Annotated in this window: 16 protein-coding genes; 6 read left to right on the forward strand and 10 right to left on the reverse strand. The window is 60.3% G+C overall.

Annotated elements, in window-relative coordinates:
- The first annotated feature begins 144 nt into the window (after positions 1 to 144).
- Positions 145 to 2,328, forward strand: coding sequence for a YccS family putative transporter (gene yccS, locus AC1DKH_RS02605; protein WP_477759750.1), 2,184 nt, complete (start codon positions 145 to 147; stop codon positions 2,326 to 2,328).
- 139 nt (positions 2,329 to 2,467) lie between these two features.
- Here yccS and AC1DKH_RS02610 read toward each other — a convergent pair whose 3' ends face one another.
- Positions 2,468 to 3,205 (reverse strand): substrate-binding periplasmic protein, encoded by a 738-nt coding sequence (locus tag AC1DKH_RS02610; protein WP_477752456.1) that lies wholly within the window; start codon positions 3,203 to 3,205, stop codon positions 2,468 to 2,470.
- A 257-nt stretch (positions 3,206 to 3,462) separates the two neighbouring features.
- Between AC1DKH_RS02610 and AC1DKH_RS02615 the strand changes: the two genes are divergently transcribed.
- The gene (locus tag AC1DKH_RS02615) at positions 3,463 to 3,915 is read left to right on the forward strand and encodes a GNAT family N-acetyltransferase (protein ID WP_477797334.1); all 453 of its coding nucleotides are present in this window, start codon (positions 3,463 to 3,465) and stop codon (positions 3,913 to 3,915) included.
- 52 nt (positions 3,916 to 3,967) lie between these two features.
- Here the strand turns inward: AC1DKH_RS02615 and AC1DKH_RS02620 are convergent, their stop codons facing one another.
- From AC1DKH_RS02620 to AC1DKH_RS02630, 3 genes are read right to left on the reverse strand one after another with little or no spacing between them, the layout of a single operon-like run.
- On the reverse strand, positions 3,968 to 4,264 hold the full coding sequence (locus tag AC1DKH_RS02620) for a winged helix-turn-helix domain-containing protein (protein WP_090178776.1): 297 nt from the start codon (positions 4,262 to 4,264) through the stop codon (positions 3,968 to 3,970).
- 37 nt (positions 4,265 to 4,301) lie between these two features.
- The gene (locus tag AC1DKH_RS02625; protein ID WP_102699232.1) at positions 4,302 to 4,790 is read right to left on the reverse strand and encodes a YgjP-like metallopeptidase domain-containing protein; all 489 of its coding nucleotides are present in this window, start codon (positions 4,788 to 4,790) and stop codon (positions 4,302 to 4,304) included.
- A gap of 44 nt (positions 4,791 to 4,834) precedes the next feature.
- Positions 4,835 to 6,958 carry a putative bifunctional diguanylate cyclase/phosphodiesterase gene (locus AC1DKH_RS02630; RefSeq protein WP_477797335.1) on the reverse strand — a complete coding sequence of 708 codons (2,124 nt, stop codon included), beginning with the start codon at positions 6,956 to 6,958 and terminating at the stop codon, positions 4,835 to 4,837.
- Between the two features lie 321 nt (positions 6,959 to 7,279).
- Between AC1DKH_RS02630 and AC1DKH_RS02635 the strand changes: the two genes are divergently transcribed.
- Complete coding sequence (locus tag AC1DKH_RS02635) at positions 7,280 to 7,945, forward strand: polysaccharide lyase family 7 protein (RefSeq protein ID WP_477797336.1); 666 nt, start codon at positions 7,280 to 7,282, stop codon at positions 7,943 to 7,945.
- A 167-nt stretch (positions 7,946 to 8,112) separates the two neighbouring features.
- On the opposite strand, the gene fba is transcribed toward AC1DKH_RS02635, so the two are convergent.
- The 6 genes from fba to tkt all read right to left on the reverse strand — a co-directional run bounded on the left by fba (position 8,113) and on the right by tkt (position 14,483).
- The gene (gene fba / locus AC1DKH_RS02640; protein ID WP_007981624.1) at positions 8,113 to 9,177 is read right to left on the reverse strand and encodes a class II fructose-bisphosphate aldolase; all 1,065 of its coding nucleotides are present in this window, start codon (positions 9,175 to 9,177) and stop codon (positions 8,113 to 8,115) included.
- 228 nt (positions 9,178 to 9,405) lie between these two features.
- Entirely contained in the window at positions 9,406 to 9,735 is a 330-nt protein-coding gene (locus AC1DKH_RS02645) for an MliC family protein (protein WP_218431171.1), read from the reverse strand.
- Between the two features lie 56 nt (positions 9,736 to 9,791).
- A complete protein-coding gene (locus AC1DKH_RS02650; RefSeq protein WP_223456761.1) occupies positions 9,792 to 10,013 on the reverse strand; it encodes a hypothetical protein in 222 nt (73 codons plus the stop codon).
- 35 nt (positions 10,014 to 10,048) lie between these two features.
- Positions 10,049 to 11,212: a phosphoglycerate kinase gene (locus tag AC1DKH_RS02655; RefSeq protein WP_057712964.1), complete on the reverse strand. Its 1,164-nt coding sequence runs from the start codon at positions 11,210 to 11,212 to the stop codon at positions 10,049 to 10,051.
- A 26-nt stretch (positions 11,213 to 11,238) separates the two neighbouring features.
- On the reverse strand, positions 11,239 to 12,297 hold the full coding sequence (gene epd / locus AC1DKH_RS02660; protein ID WP_477752460.1) for an erythrose-4-phosphate dehydrogenase: 1,059 nt from the start codon (positions 12,295 to 12,297) through the stop codon (positions 11,239 to 11,241).
- Positions 12,298 to 12,485: 188 nt separating this feature from the next.
- Positions 12,486 to 14,483, reverse strand: a complete 1,998-nt coding sequence (tkt, locus tag AC1DKH_RS02665; RefSeq protein ID WP_477752461.1) for a transketolase — start codon at positions 14,481 to 14,483, stop codon at positions 12,486 to 12,488.
- Between the two features lie 261 nt (positions 14,484 to 14,744).
- Between tkt and AC1DKH_RS02670 the strand changes: the two genes are divergently transcribed.
- The 3 genes from AC1DKH_RS02670 (at position 14,745) to ligB (ending at position 18,923) form a co-directional block, all read left to right on the forward strand.
- Positions 14,745 to 15,740: an ArsR/SmtB family transcription factor gene (locus AC1DKH_RS02670; RefSeq protein ID WP_477797337.1), complete on the forward strand. Its 996-nt coding sequence runs from the start codon at positions 14,745 to 14,747 to the stop codon at positions 15,738 to 15,740.
- Positions 15,741 to 15,758: 18 nt separating this feature from the next.
- Positions 15,759 to 16,949, forward strand: a complete 1,191-nt coding sequence (metK, locus tag AC1DKH_RS02675) for a methionine adenosyltransferase (RefSeq protein ID WP_008050251.1) — start codon at positions 15,759 to 15,761, stop codon at positions 16,947 to 16,949.
- Positions 16,950 to 17,243: 294 nt separating this feature from the next.
- Positions 17,244 to 18,923 carry an NAD-dependent DNA ligase LigB gene (ligB, locus tag AC1DKH_RS02680; protein WP_477797338.1) on the forward strand — a complete coding sequence of 560 codons (1,680 nt, stop codon included), beginning with the start codon at positions 17,244 to 17,246 and terminating at the stop codon, positions 18,921 to 18,923.
- Positions 18,924 to 18,926 lie beyond the last annotated feature (3 nt).

The raw sequence follows: 18,926 nt of genomic DNA on the forward strand, positions 1-18,926 counted from the left end.
GCTATCGCGAGCAAGCTCGCTCCCACAGGGGTTTGTAGTGCCTGACAAGGAACAGATTTTGCTGTCTGATGTGATCGACGCCATTGCGTCGGCGTCATTAGTGGCTCAATTTAGCGTCATTGCCTCGGAAGGCCTTCGCATTTCATGTCATCGACTTCGTTCCGCCAGACTCTGCGGCGCCTTTGGGCGCTGGATAAATTCAGCTACAGCGTGCGGGTATTCATTGCCCTGACCGGCACCATGGCGCTGTGTTGGTATCAGGATGAAATGGGCCTGCTGATCCCGTTGTTCCTGGGGATTATCGCCAGTGCCCTGGCCGAAACCGACGACAGTTGGCAGGGCCGCCTCAACGCGCTGGCCGTGACGCTGGTGTGTTTCGCTGTCGCCGCCCTGTCCGTCGAACTGCTCTTCCCCTACCCTTGGCTGTTTATCATCGCCTTCGCCCTGGCCGCGTTCTGCCTGACCATGCTCGGCGCCCTCGGCGAACGCTATGGCGCGATTGCCTCGGCGACACTGATTCTGTCGGTCTACACCATGATCGGCGTGGACCAGCGCGGCGGCGCGGTCATCGATGTCTGGCACGAGCCGGTACTGCTGGTGGCCGGTGCCGCCTGGTATGGTCTGCTCTCGGTGTTGTGGCAGGCGCTGTTTTCCAATCAGCCGGTGCAGCAGAGCCTGGCGCGCCTGTTCCGCGAACTGGGCTTTTACCTGAAGCTGAAATCCTTGCTGTTCGAGCCGATCCGGCAGATGGACGTGGAAGCACGGCGCCTGGAGCTGGCCCAGCAGAACGGTCGGGTGGTGGCGGCATTGAACGCTGCCAAGGAAATCATCCTGCACCGGGTCGGCAACGGTCGCCCGGGGTCGAAAGTCAGCCGCTACCTGAAGCTGTACTTCCTCGCCCAGGACATTCACGAGCGCGCCAGTTCTTCACACTATCCGTACAACGCACTCGCAGAAGCGTTTTTCCACAGCGACGTGCTGTTCCGCTGCCAACGCCTGCTGCGCCAGCAAGGCAAAGCCTGCCGGGCCCTGGCCGAATCGTTCCAGATGCGCCAGCCGTTCACCTATGACGCCAGTTTCGCCGAGGCCCTGAGCGACCTGGATGCCTCCCTCGAACACCTGCGCATCCAGAGCAACCCGGCCTGGCGCGGCTTGCTGCGTTCACTGCGGGCACTGGCTGCCAACCTCGGCACTCTCGACCGCTTGCTCAGCGATGCCAGCAACCCCGACGCCCTGGCCGACGCCACCGACAGCAGCTTGCTCGACCGTTCGCCGCGCAGCCTCAAGGACGTGTGGCTTCGCTTGCGCACGCAGCTGACGCCAACCTCGCTGCTGTTCCGCCATGCCCTGCGATTGCCCCTGGCCTTGAGCATTGGCTATGCCATGGTGCATTTGATTCACCCGTCCCAAGGCTACTGGATCATCCTCACGACGCTGTTCGTCTGCCAACCGAACTACGGCGCCACCCGCCGCAAACTCGGTCAACGGATCATCGGCACCGCCATCGGCCTGACCCTGGCCTGGGCGCTGTTCGACCTGTTCCCGAACCCGCTGATCCAGTCGTGTTTCGCCATCGCCGCCGGAGTGGTGTTCTTTACCAACCGCACCACCCGCTACACCCTGGCGACGGCAGCGATCACCCTGATGGTGCTGTTCTGCTTCAACCAGGTGGGTGACGGGTACGGACTGTTCCTGCCCCGGTTGTTCGATACCTTGCTCGGCAGCCTGATCGCCGGGCTGGCGGTGTTCCTGTTCCTGCCGGACTGGCAGGGCCGACGCCTGAACAAAGTGCTGGCCAACACCCTGGCCTGCAACAGCATTTACTTGCGTCAGATCATGCAGCAATACGCTGCGGGCAAAAGCGACGACCTGGCTTACCGCCTGGCCCGCCGTAATGCGCACAACGCCGACGCGGCGCTGTCGACCACACTGGCCAATATGCTGATGGAGCCTGGGCATTTCCGTAAGGAAGCGGATGTCGGATTCCGCTTCCTGGTGCTGTCGCACACGCTACTGAGCTATCTGTCAGGCCTGGGCGCACACCGGGAAACCCAACTGCCGGCGGACGTGCATGAACATTTGATCGACGGAGCCGGGGTGAAACTGGCTGCGAGCATCGACGAAATCGCCCATGGGCTGGCGAGCAAATCCTCAATTGCGATTCAAAGCGATGAGGAAGAAGCTCTGGCCAATGAGCTGGAACAGATGCCCGATGAAATCGATGAGGGGCAGCGGTTGGTGCAGACGCAACTGGCGCTGATTTGTCGGCAGTTGGGCCCGCTGAGGACGTTGGCGGCGCATCTCATCAAGGACACCAGTGAGGATTGAGAGTTGGGGTGCCTGGGCTGACCTCATCGCGAGCAAGCTCGCTCCCACATTGGTTTTGTGAACGACGCAAATCTACTGTGGGAGCGAGCCTGCTCGCGAAGAGGCCATCAGTAACAGCACAAAATCTGGATCAACTCACTTACATCCCATGCTGCCTCATCAACTTGTCATAACTCCCGTCCGCCTTCATCGCCGCGATCTCCCGGTCGAAACCGGTGACGATCCGTGCATGCTCGGGATTCTTCAGGCTGACCATGATATGCAGGCTGTTCTCGCTCAATGCCTTGGGCAGGAACTCCACGGCGTTTCGCAGTTTGGGTGACTCACGGGCCAGGTAGTAGCGGGCGACGAATTCATCTTCCAGCGTCAGCTTGACCCGGCCGGCCGCGACCATGCGCACTGCCATGGCAAAGCTGTGCACCGGGATTTTCTGCAATGAGTCGTCGTTGTCGAACGCGGGCGAATAGGCGTAACCGCGCACGATGGCAATCGGATATGTGTGCAATTGCTGCAGGTCGTTGAACTCGATGGGCGCGTCTTTACGCTTGAGAAACCGTACGCGATTGAGCAGGTATTCGCCAGAAAACTGGCCGAGTTTTGTACGTTCGTCGTTGTACCAGGCGTTGACCAGCACGTCGTAGCGGCCCTCGCCCACACCCATCAAGGCCCGCGCCCAGGGCACTTGTTCAAACTCACTGGCATAGCCGGCCCTGGCGAGCGCGGTACTGACAATATCCGTGGCCAAACCACCGTTGACGAGCGTGGAATCGGTAAAGGGGGGCCAAGCATCAGCGACCAACCGCAGTTTTTCTGCCGCTGCTCCCTGAACCAGCAACAGCAATCCAATCAAGGCAAAAGCTCGATGCAATCGCGGCATGCCAGAAAATCCTTAGCGGGCGGATTGCCCAACGTGTTTTCAGCCAGAACCCCAAGGCCTCGTACTGACAAGACCCGGGTACGAAACATTAGCTCATCGAAGCCACAGCACAGCGCTTCGATCCAGATTACACAAAGAAGACATCCGCGCGAGAAATGAATGATGGCATTTTGGCCTATGTCACAGATTCTTCCGCCATAAAGACTTCTGGCGTGACTGCGCTTAGTATCGGAACGACGTTTTCAGGGAATCAAAACATGACAGTCGATTGGATCTGCAAACACCACAGCGACCTGGGCAAGGAGCAGCTGTACGCCATTTTACAGCTGCGTGCAGAAGTGTTCGTCGTCGAACAAAAATGCGTTTACCAGGATATTGATGGCCAGGACCTGGAAGGCGACACCTGCCACGTGATGGCCTGGGACGGTAACCGGCTGGTGGCCTACCTGCGCCTGCTCGACCCGCAATCACAGGGCGGCGATGTAGTGATCGGGCGGGTGATCATTGCCCCGCAGGCACGCGGTGCAGGCCTGGGGCATGAGCTGATGGATCAGGCGTTGAAACAGATCGAGAAATACTGGCCCGGCCTGCCGGTCTACCTCTCGGCCCAGGCGCATTTGCAGGGGTATTACGGGCGTTATGGTTTTGTCGTGGCAGGTGAGGAATATGTGGAAGATGGCATTCCACACATTGGGATGCGCCGTTCCTGAGGGCCCCTTCGCTGGCAAGCCAGCGAAGGCGTCGGCTCACTCAATACTGGAATCAGGGATACTCCAGCACTGCCTTGATCTGCCGCAGATTACGCTCGATCCACCCACGATCGATCGCACCCCACTCGCGAATCCGATAGCGCCCCGCATGGTTGCGCGCACCCTCTTCCTGCTCGAACTCACAAATGATATCCAGATCCGCCAGCGCCGCGATGGTGTCCTGTGCCGTACGCCGGGGCATGCCGGTGACCTCGGTCAGCGCCGGGACACTGCTGGCCAGCCCGCTGTCGATCAGGTACGCCACGTACAACCGGCGGTAGAAGCTGCTCTTGGTCTTGCTCACGTCCATCCAATGCTCCTTAAAAGATCGCAGCCTGCGGCAGCTCCTACAGATCCCGCCACGTCAGGTACACCCGCACATCAAATTCCACCTGGTGATAACCCGGCAGCATGTGCTCGCACAGTTTGTAGAAGGCCTTGTTGTGGTCCGACTCCTTGAAGTGCGCCAGCTCATGCACCACGATCATTTTCAGGAACTCGCAAGGCGCTTCCTTGAACAGCGAAGCGATGCGGATTTCCTTCTTGGACTTGAGTTTTCCGCCTTGCACCCTGGAGATCGTGGTATGCAGGCCGAGCGCGCGATGAGTCAGGTCCAGGCGGTTGTCGAACAGCACCTTGTCGATGGCCGGCGCATTACGCAGGTATTCCTGCTTGAGGTCCAAGGCATAGGTGTACAGCGCCTTGTCGCTCTGCACCCCATGCTTTTGCGGGTAACGCTGGCTCAGGTAATCGCCCAGCCGACCGTCGGCGATCAGCTGGCGCACCTGATCCTGCAAGGTGGCGGGATAGGCCTGGAGATATTTCAACACAGTCATGGGGCGGCAATACAAGTCACTAAAAGTTCGCCAGTGTAGCGAATTCAGCGGGCCAGCGCGCTCCAGTCAAACGGCTGGACAAAGACCCCGGTGTCTTCGGCCATCATCGGCCGGGCCACCAGAAAACCTTGTACATATTCACAACCGTTGGCCTGCAGCCATTCATACTGCGCGACGGTTTCCACCCCTTCGGCAATCACCAGCATCCCGAACTGTTTGCACAGGTCGATCACACTACGCACCAGCGCCGCGTCCCGTACCGATTCCGGCAACCGGGCGATCAAATGCCGGTCGAGCTTGAGTGTGTCCAGCTCCAGGTCGCGCAAGTGCGACAGTGAGCACAGTCCGGCCCCGAAGTCATCCAGTGCCACTCGTACGCCCAGATTGTGCAGCAGGCGCAATTGCTTGCGGGTTTCTTCGGGGTTATGCATCAAGGCCTCTTCCGTGACCTCGACTTCCAGATAACGTGGTTGCAAGCCATGGCGCTCAAGCACCTGACGCAACTCAGTGACCAGGTTGGGCACGCCGAACTGCGTACTGCTCAAACTGACGCCGAGCACCAGGTCCTCGGCAAACAGGGACTCCCAGGCTTTGCGTTGCCCGGCAACGCGATGGTAGATCCAGCTGCCCAGACGACTGATCAGCCGCGCCTCCTCCAGCAATGGCAAAAACAGCCCCGGGGGTACATCGCCAACGCTCGGATGCTGCCAGCGCAACAAGGCCTCGAAGCCACGAATCCGCCCGTCGGCAATCGCCACCTGAGGCTGATACACCAGATTGAAATCCCGATTCTCAATGGCGCTTCGCACACTTTCTTCCAGCATCAGCCGCGAGCGCGCCCGGCCGTTCATTTCGTGATCGTAGAAGCGATATTGCTGGCGACCGGCACGCTTGGCTTCGTACATGGCGATGTCGGCCGCCCGCAGCATCCCGTCGAGATTGGCACCACAATCCGGGAACGTGGCGATGCCGATACTGGCACCCAGGGCGATATCGAGGCCGTCGATCTGCTGACAGATCGACACTCGCTCGATGAGCTTCTCGGCAATCTTCGCCGCTTGCTCGGGGAACTCCAGATCCAGCAGCGCGGTGAATTCGTCGCCGCCCATCCGCGCCAGAATGTCGAAGGGCCGCAGGCAGGCCCTCAACTGTTCGGATACCCAGCGCAGCACTCGATCGCCGGCATCATGCCCGAGCGAATCATTGACTCGTTTGAAGCCGTCGAGGTCCAGGTACATCAAGACCCAGGAACTGTCGGAACGCTCACCGCGCAACAGCAGGTTCTCGACGGTCTGGTAGAAACCCCGGCGGTTGAGCAATCCGGTCAGCGGATCGGTGACCGCCTGAAATTCCAGTTGCTGATGCAGATGGCGCACCACCGACATGTCCAGCACGGTGACCACCATCGCATGCTGCTCGGCAGGCAACGGCGCGCAGGACAAGGCCACCGGCACCTGCTGGCCGGGCGCCGTACGTAGCAGGGCATCGTGCAGGCGCAGGGTTTCGCCGCGTTTATATCCGGCCAGCAACTCGGAATCGGCCCAGATCGGGATATGCGGTTTTTGCAGGTAGTCCAGAAACTCCTTGCCTTGCAGTTCCTGCACCGTGGCATTGAGCAGCCGCGACATCGCCGGATTGGCAAAACGAATCAGACCGTCCTCACCCAATACCAGAATGCCTTCGGCCGCGTTATCCAGCACCGACGCATTAAAGGCACGAGCGGATTCCAGATCATGACTCAAGCGCTGCAAGGCCCGGCGGTTACGCTGGTGTTCGAGCAACGCCTGGACCTTGGGCGTGAAGATCTGTGGGTCGAACGGCTTGAACAGGAAATCCACCGCACCACTGGCATAGCCCTTGATCACCGCGTCCTGGGACTGTTCGTTGGCGGTCAGGAAAATGATCGGCGTGAAACGGGTCCGCTGGCTACCGCGCATCAGGCGCGCCACTTCATAACCGTCCATGCCCGGCATCTGTACGTCCAGCAGCACCAGGTCGATATCGTGTTCAAGCAACAAGCCGAGGGCCTCGAAACCTGAGGCGGCAGTCATGACCCGCCAGCCTTGGCGCTGTAACAACGCACGCATGCTGATCAGGTTTTCAGGGTAATCATCGACGACTAAAAGGGTTGAGCCGCCTTCTACTGGCGTGGGTTGCGCGCATTCCATGCTGCCTCTCTAATTGCGGGGTGTCAGGCCGGCTTCTCGTGAAAACCGGACAAATACGGTGCCATCACTCTAGACCCGGTTCTGCAAAAGCAGAAGGTGTCAGTAAGCCATCATATGATCATTGTGTCTTTTACCGACTAACGGTCGATTGTTCAGCTCCATGAAAACCAGGAAGATGGCGTTTCGACAGGTTGTTGACGTCAACCACCCGTCAGACAAGCGTTAACAAAATATCCCGCTACGCTTATAAAGGCCGCCCCAAAGGTGCGGTCTAGAGCTTCTGGCACGCCCGTTCAGCATGAATCGAGTGGAAGAACCGACATGATCGATCTCGCAAGCTGGAACCTCAGCGTTCCCGTTGGCAACCCGCCGTACACCGTCGAAACCGCCAAACTGGTGGACGGCTTCAAGGATCAATACTTCCACTCCGACACCGGCACATTGTTTTTCTGGTCGCCCGTGACCGGTTCCCGTACCGAAAACGCGATTTACCCACGCACCGAATTGCGTGAAACCTACAGCAACGGCACGTTAAAAAACTGGTACTACCCCGACGCTGACAACTCCCTGCATGCGACCCTTTCGGTCAGCCAGGTACCCAGCTCGGGCAAGATCGTCATTGGCCAGATCCACGCCTATAACAGCCAGAAGCCCATGGTGAAGGTCGAGTATCAATACAAAACCGACAGCTCGACCGGCAACATCGTCGCCAAAGTCCGCATGCACCCCGACGACACCCCCCGAGTCATCACCATCGCCACCGGCGTCAAACTCAATCAGGAATTCTCCTACCTCATCCACCTCAGCCCCGGCGGTGCATTGGGCATCAGTGCGGCGGGCTATCAGTGGAATACCGATATCAGCGCGATGTGGCGTGATAAACCGCTGTACTTCAAGGCCGGCGTCTATGTGCAGGACAACACGGGGTACACAAGCGAAGGCGGGGAAGTGACGTTCAGCAAGCTGGATATCGATCACAATCAATAGTATTTACCGTTGAAAAGATCGCAGCCTTCGGCAGCTCCTACAGGAAATTGTGTACACCTGTAGGAGCTGCCGAAGGCTCGGGCCGCGTTCGGACGATCTTTTGATCTTGCGCTCACAAAAAACCCGCATTTCTACGGGTTTTTCATGCGACTAAAACGCTGACGGTCTTAGTTGACCTTGGCGTTCAACTCACCTTTCAGGTAACGCTGATACATGCCTTCCAGCGAGATCGCCTTGATCTTCGAAGCGTTGCCGGCAGTACCGAAGGCTTCGTAGCGAGCAATACACACATCGCGCATGGCGGTCACGGTGGCGCCGAAGAATTTACGCGGGTCGAACTCGCTCGGGTTGGTGGCCATCAGGCGACGCATTGCGCCAGTGGATGCCAGGCGCAGGTCGGTGTCGATGTTGACCTTGCGCACGCCGTGCTTGATACCTTCAACGATTTCTTCTACCGGTACGCCGTAGGTTTCCTTGATGTCGCCGCCGTACTGGTTGATGATCGCCAGCCACTCTTGCGGAACCGAAGACGAACCGTGCATCACCAGGTGAGTGTTCGGAATGCGCTTGTGGATTTCCTTGATGCGGTCGATGGCCAGCACGTCGCCGGTAGGCGGCTTGGTGAACTTGTAGGCGCCGTGGCTGGTGCCGATGGCGATGGCCAGGGCATCAACCTGAGTGCGTTTTACGAAGTCGGCGGCTTCTTCCGGGTCGGTCAGCATCTGGCTGTGATCCAGAACGCCTTCGGCGCCGATACCGTCTTCTTCACCGGCCATGCCGGTTTCCAGCGAACCCAGGCAGCCCAGCTCGCCTTCTACCGAAACGCCGCAGGCGTGAGCCATGGCCACGGTTTGTTGGGTCACACGCACGTTGTAGTCGTAGTCGGTCGGGGTCTTGCCGTCTTCGCCCAGGGAACCGTCCATCATCACCGAGCTGAAGCCCAGTTGAATGGAGCGCTGGCAGACGTCAGGGCTGGTGCCGTGGTCCTGGTGCATGCACACCGGGATGTGCGGGAACTCTTCGATGGCTGCCAGGATCAGGTGACGCAGGAACGGTGCACCGGCGTATTTGCGAGCACCGGCCGAAGCCTGGACGATCACCGGGGAGTCAGTCTTGTCAGCGGCTTCCATGATGGCGCGCATCTGCTCAAGGTTGTTGACGTTGAAGGCTGGAACGCCGTAGCCGAACTCGGCTGCGTGGTCCAGCATCTGGCGCATGCTGATAAGTGCCATTGTGTATATCTCTCCCGGTTGAGGGTCGTTAATCGTGCCAGCCTGCCGTAGCGGCGGCGGCTATTCAAGTTTTTGCAGATCGGGGGTTGGCCCGGACTGCGGATTTGGTGTTGCATCTGGTAGCTGCCCCCCCTGTAGGAGCGAGCCTGCTCGCGATGGTAGACCAGACAACGCGGGCATTCAGGCCCCCAGCGTTATCGTTAACGACCATCGCGAGCATGCTCGCTCCTACAGGTGACAGCCACGGCCAATCAAATCATTGGTGGCGACCCAGTAAACCAGGCCTTCCTCACCTTTTATGTGAAACGCCAGCATGTCATTGCTGTACAGCGAACCCGACGCACCCGGTTCCTGCTTCAAGCGGTAGACCTGATCGGCACCGCCCAGGCGCACGTCGACTTCCCTAAGGCTGTCATCGGTGTAGCGCCACAGCACTTTGGCCTGGCTGTCGCAGGTCCAGGTGGTCCAGTTATCCACAGGCGCGGACGAATGGAACAGGTTCAACTGAGCACAACCGGCCAACAACGCCAATGCCGCAACTGCGATAAAACCTTTCATCCGTGTCCCTCGGCTGACGGCGCACGCTGCCAGCCCTGAGTAAAGAGTCAGACCCGTCAAGGGCAGCCATGTTCCTTGGCGGGTGCCTGGGTCTCGTATTTGTCCAGACCCTCGGGACCTGCGCGCTTGTTGAGCACCGGGTTGGTTTCGGCCTGCCAGTCAGCCTGGTAGCAGCCTTTTTCCGACTCGGACGGCGCAGGTTCCGGTGTGGCCTTCGGGTTACTCCCGCACGCCACCAGTGAACCCGCGACGATCAACAGCGCTAACGTCTTGACCATGTAAACACTCCCTTGCCTGGTCAAACGGGCGACCCTCAGGCCTTGGCCCGGCTTTCCAGGACTTCAACGGCTGGCAGAACCTTGCCTTCGACGAATTCGAGAAACGCGCCGCCACCGGTAGAAATGTAGGAGATTTGCTCGGCAACGCCATATTTGTCGATGGCCGCCAGAGTGTCGCCGCCGCCAGCGATGGAGAACGCAGCGCTGTCCGCAATAGCCTGAGCCAACACTTTGGTGCCATTACCGAACTGATCGAACTCGAACACGCCGACCGGGCCGTTCCACAGGATAGTCTTGGACGACTTCAGCAGCTCGGCGAAATTCGCCGCGGTCTGCGGGCCGATGTCCAGGATCATGTCGTCGGCAGCGACGTCAGCGATCAGCTTGACGGTCGCAGCGGCGCTTTCAGCGAACTCCTTGGCAACCACCACGTCCACTGGCAGCGGTACGCTGACCTTGGCGGCGATGGCGCGAGCGGTATCCAGCAGATCCGGCTCGTACAGCGACTTGCCGACTGGATGACCGGCAGCGGCCAGGAAGGTGTTGGCGATGCCGCCACCAACGATCAACTGGTTGCAGATCTGGCTCAGGCTGTTCAGCACGTCGAGTTTGGTCGACACCTTGGAGCCGGCAACAATGGCCGCCATCGGCTGGGCCGGAGCGCCCAGGGCCTTGCCCAGCGCATCCAGTTCAGCGGCCAGCAATGGACCTGCCGCAGCAACCTTGGCGAACTTGGCCACGCCGTGGGTCGAACCCTCGGCACGGTGAGCGGTGCCGAAGGCGTCCATCACGAACACGTCGCACAGGGCAGCGTATTGCTGGGCCAGTTCGTCAGCGTTCTTCTTCTCGCCTTTGTTGAAACGCACGTTTTCGAACAGCACGATGTCGCCGGCCTTGACGTCAACGCCGCCCAGGTAATCGGCCACCAGCGGCACTTCACGGCCCAGAGCGCGGCTCAGGTAGTCGGCGACTGGCTTGAGGCTGTTCTCGGCCGAGAACTCGCCTTCGGTCGGACGGCCAAGGTGCGAGCAGACCATCACGGCCGCGCCTTTTTCCAGGGCCAGCTTGATGGTCGGCAGCGAGGCCAGGATACGCGCATCGCTGGTGACAACACCGTCCTTGACTGGGACGTTGAGGTCTTCGCGGATCAATACGCGCTTACCTTGCAGATCGAGGTCGGACATCTTCAACACGGTCATGGGTCGCATTTCCTGAGTAGCTGATCTTAGAGAGCAGGTTTTTTTGAAGTCGCTGTTTGCAGATAGTGCTCTGCAACGTCCAGCATTCGGTTGGCAAAACCCCATTCGTTGTCGAACCAGGCCAGGATGTTCACCAGCCGTGGGCCGGAAACGCGGGTCTGACTGGCATCGACGATCGCCGAATGTGGGTCATGGTTGAAATCACAGCTTGCGTGAGGCAACTCGGTATAGGCCAGCAGGCCTTTGAGCGGGCCGCTGGTGGCGGCTTCGCGCAGAATCCGGTTGACCTCGGTGGCGTCGGTCGCAGTGGCGGTCTGCATCGTGATATCGAGGCAGGACACGTTGACCGTCGGCACCCGCACGGCTTTGGCCTGAATTCGTCCGGCAAGTTCCGGCAACAGGCGTTCGATACCACGCGCCAGACCGGTGGACACCGGAATCACCGACTGGAACGCAGAACGGGTACGGCGCAGGTCTTCGTGGTGATAGGCATCGATGACCGGCTGATCGTTCATCGCCGAGTGAATGGTGGTGATCGACACGTAGTCCAGGCCAATGGCCTGATTCAGCAGGCGCAACAGCGGCACGCCGCAGTTGGTGGTGCAAGACGCGTTGGACACCAGCAGTTCGTCGCCGGTCAGGCAATCCTGGTTCACGCCGTAGACGATGGTGGCGTCGACATCGGTCTCGCTGGCCATCGGCTGGGAAAACAGCACACGCGGGGCGCCGGCGTCGAGGAAACGCTGGCCGTCTTCGCGAGTGTGATAAGCGCCGGAGCACTCCAGCACCAGATCGACGCCCAGGGACGCCCAATCGATGCCTTCGGGGGTGGCACTGCGCAGGACCTTCACGCAGTCGCCATTGATATGCAGACAATCGCCGTCGATCTTCACTTCGCCGGGAAAACGCCCGTGGGTGGAGTCAAAGCGTGTCAGGTATTCGATGCTGGCCATGTCGGCCAGATCGTTGATCGCGACAATCTCGAACCCGGCCTTGTCGCCTCGCTCGAACAACGCACGCAAGACGCAACGACCAATCCGGCCGTAGCCGTTGAGTGCAACTTTGTAGGGACGCGGTTGAGGCATGGGGTTCTCGATAGACGCAGGCAGATCGAAATCTAGTTAACAACACAAACCCTGTAGGAGCGAGCATGCTCGCGATGGTGGCCCAGACAACGCGGGCATTCAGGCACCCAGCGTTATCGTTAACGACCATCGCGAGCATGCTCGCTCCTACAAGGGATCGCGGCGGTCCGGAAACCACCGCGTCATGCTTAGTCTTCCAGCAGCTCTTCAGCCTGACCCAGGATGTTTTCCAGGGTGAAGCCGAACTCTTCGAACAAGGCTGGCGCAGGCGCCGACTCGCCGTAGGTGGTCATGCCGATCACACGCCCTTCCAGGCCCACGTACTTGTACCAGTAGTCGGCATGGGAAGCCTCGATGGCGATACGCGCGCTGACCTGCAACGGCAGGACCGCTTGCTTGTAGCCGGCGTCCTGGGCATCGAACACGCTGGTGCAAGGCATGGAAACCACGCGAACCTTACGGCCCTGCTCGGTCAGTTTGTCGAAGGCCTGAACGGCCAGGCCGACTTCCGAACCGGTGGCGATCAGGATCAGCTCAGGCTCGCCTGAGCAGTCCTTCAACACGTAGCCGCCACGGCTGATGTCGGCGATCTGCAGAGCGCTGCGGGTCTGGTGCTGCAGGTTCTGACGGGAGAAGATCAGAGCCGAAGGACCGTCCTTGCGCTCCAGTGCGTACTTCCAGCTCACCGCCGATTCAACGGCGTCGGCTGGACGCCAGGTATCGAGGTTCGGTGTGCAGCGCAGGCTGGCCAGTTGCTCGATTGGCTGGTGAGTCGGGCCGTCTTCGCCCAGACCGATGGAGTCGTGGGTGTAGACGTGGATCACGCGCTGCTTCATCAGGGCCGACATGCGTACCGCGTTACGGGCGTATTCCATGAACATCAGGAAGGTCGCGCCGTAAGGCACCAGGCCGCCGTGCAGGGCTACGCCGTTCATGATCGCAGTCATGCCGAACTCGCGCACGCCGTAGTACATGTAGTTGCCGCTGGCGTCTTCGGCGGTGACGCCTTTGCAACCTTTCCACAGGGTCAGGTTGGAACCGGCCAGGTCAGCCGAACCGCCGAGGAACTCAGGCAGCAACGGGCCGAACGCGTTCAGGGCATTCTGGCTGGCTTTACGGCTGGCGATGGTTTCGCCCTTGGCCGCCACTTCGGCGATGTAGGCCGAGGCTTTTTCCGAGAAGTCAGCTGGCAGGTCACCGCTCAGACGACGCACCAATTCGTTGGCTTCGGTCGGGAAAGCGGCAGAGTAGGCAGCGAAACGCTGATCCCACTCGGCTTCCACGGCGCGGCCGGTTTCCTTGGCGTCCCACTCGGCGTAGATGTCGGCCGGGATTTCGAACGGGCCGTGATTCCACTTCAGCGCCGCACGGGTCAGGGCGATTTCCGCGTCACCCAGCGGGGCGCCGTGGCAATCTTCCTTGCCTTGCTTGTTCGGCGAACCGAAACCGATGGTGGTCTTGCAGCAGATCAGGGTTGGCTGCTCGCTTTTGCGTGCAGTGTCGATCGCAGTCTTGATCTCTTCCGGGTCGTGACCGTCGACATTACGGATCACTTGCCAGTTGTAGGACTCAAAGCGCTTCGGCGTGTCGTCGGTGAACCAGCCTTCGACTTCGCCATCGATGGAGATGCCGTTATCATCGTAGAAGGCGATCAGTTTGCCCAGGCCCAGGGTACCGGCCAGGGAAGCGACTTCGTGGGAAATGCCTTCCATCATGCAGCCATCACCCAGGAATACGTAGGTGTGGTGGTCGACGATGTTGTGACCAGGACGGTTGAATTGTGCCGCCATGACTTTTTCAGCCAGGGCAAAACCCACGGCGTTGGCCAGGCCCTGGCCCAGTGGACCGGTGGTGGTTTCAACGCCCGGGGTGTAGCCGAGTTCCGGGTGGCCCGGGGTGCGGCTGTGCAGTTGACGGAACTGCTTCAGGTCGTCGATCGACAGGTCATAGCCGGTCAGGTGCAGCAGCGAGTAGATCAACATCGAGCCGTGGCCGTTGGACAGCACGAAGCGGTCACGGTCGGCGAACGATGGATTGCTCGGGTTGTGCTTGAGGTAGTCGCGCCAAAGTACCTCGGCGATATCCGCCATACCCATCGGGGCACCGGGATGGCCGCTGTTGGCTTTTTGCACGGCATCCATGCTGAGGGCACGAATGGCGTTGGCACGCTCACGACGGCTAGGCATCGCTGTTCTCCTGGGGGCTTGAATAAAACGAATCGGAAAAAAGGCGAGCATTTTCCCTCACCGGGCCGCCTCGGGGCAATGACAGATAGTCATCTGGAGGCGTTTTTCCAATGGATAACGACGTATTAACGTGATGAAACCTTTCTGCTCTGGCTTTGTTGACTGAACCTAACGTCAAGAAGTGCCATCTATCGAGCAATATCAAAACTTTTTGATATTGCTCTTGCGATGCTTTCGGCTCGTGACTAGACTGCCGGCCTTATGAATTTACGCGTGCCCTCCATTCAACATGACGATTGCGATGAACTGGCGGCCTTGTGCAAGGCTGGCGGTGATCCCCTGCGGTTGAATGTTTTGCGCGCACTGGCCAATGACTCGTTCGGCGTGCTGGAACTGGCGCAGATCTTCGGCATCGGCCAGTCAGGCATGAGCCACCACCTCAAGGTACTGGCCCAGGCCGGCCTGGTGGCAACGCGCCGCGAAGGCAACGCGATTTTCTACCGTCGCGCCCTGCCCCACACCGAACTGCTGGGCGGCAAATTGCACGCAGCCCTGCTCGAAGAAGTGGACAACCTGACGCTGCCGACCGACGTACAGTCGCGCATCGCCCAGGTCCATGGGCAACGGGCGGCCGCCAGCCAGGACTTTTTCTCACGGGTTGCGGAGAAGTTTCGCGCCCAGCAAGACTTGATCGCCGGCCTGCCGCAATACCGCGAAAGCGTGGTGGCCCTGCTCGAAAAGCTGAGCTTTGGCAAAGACGCCACGGCCATTGAAGTCGGCCCCGGCGATGGTGCATTCCTGCCGGAGCTGGCGCGCCGCTTCGCGCAGGTCACGGCGCTGGATAACAGCAGCGCGATGCTCGAACTGGCGCGCCAGGTCTGCGAACGCGACAAGCTGACTAACGTCAGCCTGCAACTGGCCGATGCATTGAACGGCGTCAGCCTCAAGGCCGATTGCGTTGTACTGAACATGGTGCTGCACCATTTTGCCGCGCCGGCCGATGCGCTCAAGCACATGGCCAATTTGCTGCAACCAGGCGGTAGCCTGTTAGTGACAGAGTTATGTAGCCACAACCAGAGTTGGGCCAAGGAGGCCTGCGGTGATCTCTGGTTGGGGTTTGAACAGGACGATCTGGCCCGTTGGGCCACCGCTGCGGGACTCGTTCCCGGGGAAAGCCTCTATGTAGGCTTACGTAATGGTTTCCAGATCCAGGTCCGCCATTTTCAGCGGCCGGCTGGCGACACTCACCATCGGTAATTTCAGGAAAACATCGAGATGAGCGAATACTCCCTTTTCACCTCCGAGTCCGTGTCTGAAGGGCATCCGGACAAAATCGCCGACCAGATTTCTGATGCGGTGCTGGACGCCATCATTGCTGAAGACAAGTTCGCCCGTGTGGCGTGCGAGACTCTGGTGAAAACGGGCGTGGCGATCATCGCCGGCGAAGTCACCACTTCCGCCTGGGTTGACCTGGAGCAGATCGTTCGTGACGTGATCACCAACATCGGTTACACCAGCTCCGACGTCGGCTTCGACGGCGCGACCTGCGGCGTGATGAACATCATCGGCAAGCAGTCCCCGGACATCAACCAGGGTGTCGACCGTGCCAAGCCTGAAGATCAGGGCGCCGGCGACCAGGGCCTGATGTTCGGCTACGCCAGCAATGAAACCGACGTGCTGATGCCTGCACCGATCACCTTCTCGCACCAGCTGGTACAGCGCCAGGCCGAAGCCCGTAAATCCGGCCTGCTGCCTTGGCTGCGTCCGGACGCCAAGTCGCAAGTGACCTGCCGTTACGAAAACGGCAAGGTTGTCGGTATCGATGCTGTCGTTCTGTCGACCCAGCACAACCCGGAAGTGTCGTACAACGACCTGCGCGAAGGCGTGATGGAGCTGATCGTCAAGCACGTGCTGCCGGCCGAACTGCTGAGCAAGGACACCCAGTTCCACATCAACCCGACCGGCCAGTTCATCATTGGCGGCCCGGTGGGTGACTGCGGTCTGACCGGTCGCAAGATCATCGTCGACAGCTACGGCGGCATGGCCCGTCACGGCGGTGGCGCGTTCTCCGGCAAGGATCCATCGAAGGTTGACCGTTCGGCGGCCTACGCCGGTCGTTACGTGGCCAAGAACATCGTTGCCGCCGGCCTGGCCGAGCGCTGCGAGATTCAGGTGTCCTACGCCATCGGCGTTGCCCAGCCGACTTCGATCTCGCTGAACACCTTCGGCACCGGCAAGATCAGCGATGACAAGATCGTCAAACTGGTCCGCGAAGTGTTCGACCTGCGTCCATACGCGATCACCACCATGCTCGACCTGCTGCACCCGATGTACCAGGAAACCGCAGCGTACGGCCACTTCGGTCGCACCCCGGCGACCAAGACCGTGGGTGACGACACCTTCACCACGTTCACTTGGGAAAAAACCGACCGCGCCGACGCCCTGCGTTCTGCTGCCGGCCTGTAAGACTTCCCCGCAACACCCGAAGCCCCGCACGGTTCGCGCCTTGCGGGGCTTTTTATTGCCTTGCGCTTGAGACCGTATGGCCTCTTCGCGAGCAGGTTCGCTCCCACAGTTGATCTTTGGCGTGACTGATATCTGTGGGCAAACGCAAATCCCTGTGGGAGCGAGCCTGCTCCGGGCGGCGTTCCGACGAAGAGGCCAGCACAGCCACCGGACATACCCGGCAAAATACCCCCTCTGCGCGCCACCCCATACTGACCTAGCCTTCACGCACCTCACCGAGCAAGGACGCTCAAGATGCTTCCTGACCTACGCCTGTTTTTCGCCTTTCTACTGACCTTTGCCCACCTGACCGCCAATGCCACCGAGTGCCCGGACTGGCCATCCGAACGCGCCCTGAACGAAGTCAACAAACTGCAACAGCAAATCGACTTCTGGGACGACAGCTATCACCGCCAGGGACGCTCACTGGTCGCCGATGAGCTCTACGACCAGTCCCGCTCGCAACTCACCCAATGGCGCCACTGCTTCAACCTGAGCCCGTCCGCAGACCCCTTGCGCACTGCGCGCGGCACGCTACCCCACCCCATCGCCCACACCGGCCTGGACAAACTGCATGATCGTCCCGCCGTGGAAAAATGGCTGCGTGACCGGGTGGACGTCTGGGTCCAGCCTAAAATCGATGGCGTGGCGGTGACCCTGGTTTACCGCAACGGTCTGTTGGCCCAGGCAATCAGCCGTGGTGACGGCGAAAGCGGTCAGGACTGGACGGCTCCGGCACGGCAGATTCCGGCCATCCCGCAACGGCTGTCGCAGGCCCGGGACGTGATCGTGCAAGGCGAACTGTATTGGCGCCTGACCGATCACGTGCAGGCCCGGGCCGGCAGCCTCAATGCTCGTGCCTCGGTGGCCGGCCTGATGGCACGCAAGGTCTTGAGCGCCGAACAGGCCGCCGGCATCGACCTGTTTGTCTGGGACTGGCCCCAAGGGCCGGCGAGCGTACCCGCGCGTGCCGCGGCGCTGACTGCGCTGGGCTTCCCGAGTACCACGGCATACAGCCAGCCAATCGCCTCCGTCATCGATGCCGAGCGCTGGCGCGAACACTGGTATCGCTCCCCCCTGCCCTTTGCCAGCGACGGCATTGTCCTGCGCCAGAACCAGCGCCCGGCCGCCGAACGCTGGCAGGCCAGGTCACCTTACTGGGCCATCGCCTGGAAATACCCCTTTGCCCAGGCGCTGGCCGAAGTCCGCCGGGTTCATTTCAGGATCGGCCGGACCGGGCGGATCACTCCGGTACTTGAACTGACCCCGGTGATGCTCGATGACCGGCAGATCAAACACGTCAGCGTTAGCTCGCTGCAACGCTGGCAGGCGCTGGACATACGTCCGGGTGACCAGGTCGCCATCAGCCTGGCCGGGCTGACCATTCCCAGGCTCGATAGCGTTGTATTGCGCAGCAGCGAACGCGCCGAATTGAACGCACCGCTGGCAGCGGACTTTGATTCATTGAGTTGCTGGCGACCGACTCCGGGCTGTGAGAGCCAGTTTCTCGCGCGCCTGACCTGGCTCAGCAGCAAACAGGGTCTGGCGCTGCCCAATGTGGGTCCGGGCACTTGGGAAAAACTTCTTGCAACAGGTCGCCTGAACGGTCTGCTGGATTGGTTGACCCTCGATGCTCAAGAGCTTGCTACCATTGACGGTTTCGGCGAGCGCAGCGCGGCTCGCCTTGCAGACAGCTTCAACCGAGCCCGGCAACGCCCGTTCGCGCACTGGCTGAAAGCCTTGGGATTGCCGCCGACAGGTCAGGTGCACCTCGGCAATTCATGGCAGGCACTGGCGCAGCGAGACATCGAACAATGGCGGGCCGAGACCGGTATCGGTCCGGGACGCGCGGCGCAACTGAACGCCTTTTTCCGCGATCCGCAGGTCCTGGCCTTGAGTGAAACGTTACGTGATGCGGGGATTGACGGCTTTTAGCGG

It is taken from the genome of Pseudomonas sp. 05L36 (assembly GCF_056398125.1).